2 protein-coding genes are annotated in these 1,712 nt (G+C 40.5%); both read right to left on the bottom strand.

Translation table 11 applies throughout. The annotated features are described in order from the left end of the window. Positions 1 to 150: 150 nt before the first annotated feature. Positions 151 to 621 carry a hydrocarbon-binding protein gene (locus tag CK510_RS30045; protein WP_095725079.1) on the bottom strand — a complete coding sequence of 157 codons (471 nt, stop codon included), beginning with the start codon at positions 619 to 621 and terminating at the stop codon, positions 151 to 153. Positions 622 to 764: 143 nt separating this feature from the next. Next, positions 765 to 1,421, bottom strand: coding sequence for a roadblock/LC7 domain-containing protein (locus tag CK510_RS34520; RefSeq protein ID WP_095725078.1), 657 nt, complete (start codon positions 1,419 to 1,421; stop codon positions 765 to 767). Positions 1,422 to 1,712 lie beyond the last annotated feature (291 nt).

The raw sequence follows: 1,712 nt of genomic DNA, 5'->3' as shown, positions 1-1,712 counted from the left end.
ATTGAGATGCTGAGTCCCAAGGGGACACGCTACGCGAACGTGCCTCAGCATGACATTTCGGGGTACTTTTCAAACATCCTCTAAGGGTTACAGCTAATTTCTTTCCTTAACCGAGCAGTATTGCATTATCTATTACCTAATTTTCATTAATCATTTACTCTTGCCAAACTCAGTAAATTCAAACACATCATGGCTGCCACCACGTAATACTGACTCAGTGTGTTTACCTTGAAAGCGTTTGCCGAATGCTTGTTCTAAAGCTCCCCACACAGCACCAAGGGTAAAAGTGCATTTACGTTCCGAACCTTGAGGTTCACCCGCAGAACATAAGGTTTCGCTGGTGTAAACTTTGATGACATCACCTTCATCTACTATTTTCTCCACTGTACACAGGCAAGTTCCATCCTTTCCCAAAGCATGGCAGAGCTTTGATGCTAAATCATCAAGAGATATTGAAGAATTGACTAAACCCAATTGTTGTGCCAAATTTTTACCCCGACTTCTACCTGCTGTGGTGAGCGCGATCGCAGTTGTTTTGTCACCTAATGCATCTTCCATTCCTGCGATCGCAGCTTTAAAACAGATGATGCTACTAAAATCTCCCAAAGTCGGACGTAACATTTGTCATACTCCTATGAATTGTTTTTATGAATTGCTCCCCTCAAATCAGAGATGAAAAGAAGTGAAATATCAAATGCTAATTCACTGAAACTCAGCAATCCAAAAATCTGAGTAGGGGCTATTTTTGGCTATTTCAGCTTTGACTATCCCAACAAAGGGGCTAGTTTTGCAACCACTCGCTTAACTTCCAAAAACAAAATACCTTGTTTTACTCCTGTACCTGCAAGTACAAGTAGTACTGCATCACTTCCGCAACTAACTAGTACACCATAACCCTTCTCACCTTCGACAACGATACGTTCTACAACACCCCTTGCTAATTCACGTCCAATACGTTCCCCTAGTGATAGCATTGATGCAGACATTGCCGCAGTCCGTTCTTCGTCCATTCCCCCAGGAAGTACCGATGCGAGTTCTAAACCATCGGGAGTCACCAAGGCAGCACCTTGTACGTCAGAAGCTCCACTAACAAAGCTTTGTAGTTCTTCTTGCAGCATCGAAATATTAATCATGTTTTTTCCTTGTGAAATTATTGGTAAAGGTGTGTCTACAGAAGATGTAGTTGTCGAGAATGTTGAAGAAAAGGAATTATCAGTTGCGATACTCCGTAGGAGTGGTTTATCGACCATCGCGAATGTCGTATTATCTGACTCTATTGGTATTAATGAGGTTGATTTTACGACTACTGGTTCTTCGACTATTGATTTTTCAACTTCTGACAACTTCAGTATATTTGCTGGCTCGGAAGTTCTTTTTTGAAATCCTCCCGTAATTAGCTTGATAATTTTGCCCAGAGGCATGGCGACCTGATTACTTATTAAGTTTAGGTGTTTTTCATTACTTTCATCTTGGCAGTTTTTTTGAGGACTAGATAAAACTTAAGCTGACTAGGGTAAAGATTGGAATAAGAAAAAATTATGGTTGTGTTATGTGTAACATTTTTGGCATTGGCAATTACAAATTGTCCCTATTTTTAGACGACCCATCGGGTCGTCTCTACTATTATTTGCTTATTTAAACCTCGTCCATGATGAAACCCGGAGTTTTTTTTAAGATTCAAATCCGTCATTGCGACGTAAGGTAGACACAAA

It is taken from the genome of Brunnivagina elsteri CCALA 953, assembly GCF_002289455.1.
Lineage (GTDB): Bacteria > Cyanobacteriota > Cyanobacteriia > Cyanobacteriales > Nostocaceae > Brunnivagina > Brunnivagina elsteri.
The sequence above is the reverse complement of the archived record's forward strand: the minus strand, read 5'-3'. Positions and strand labels throughout refer to the sequence as shown.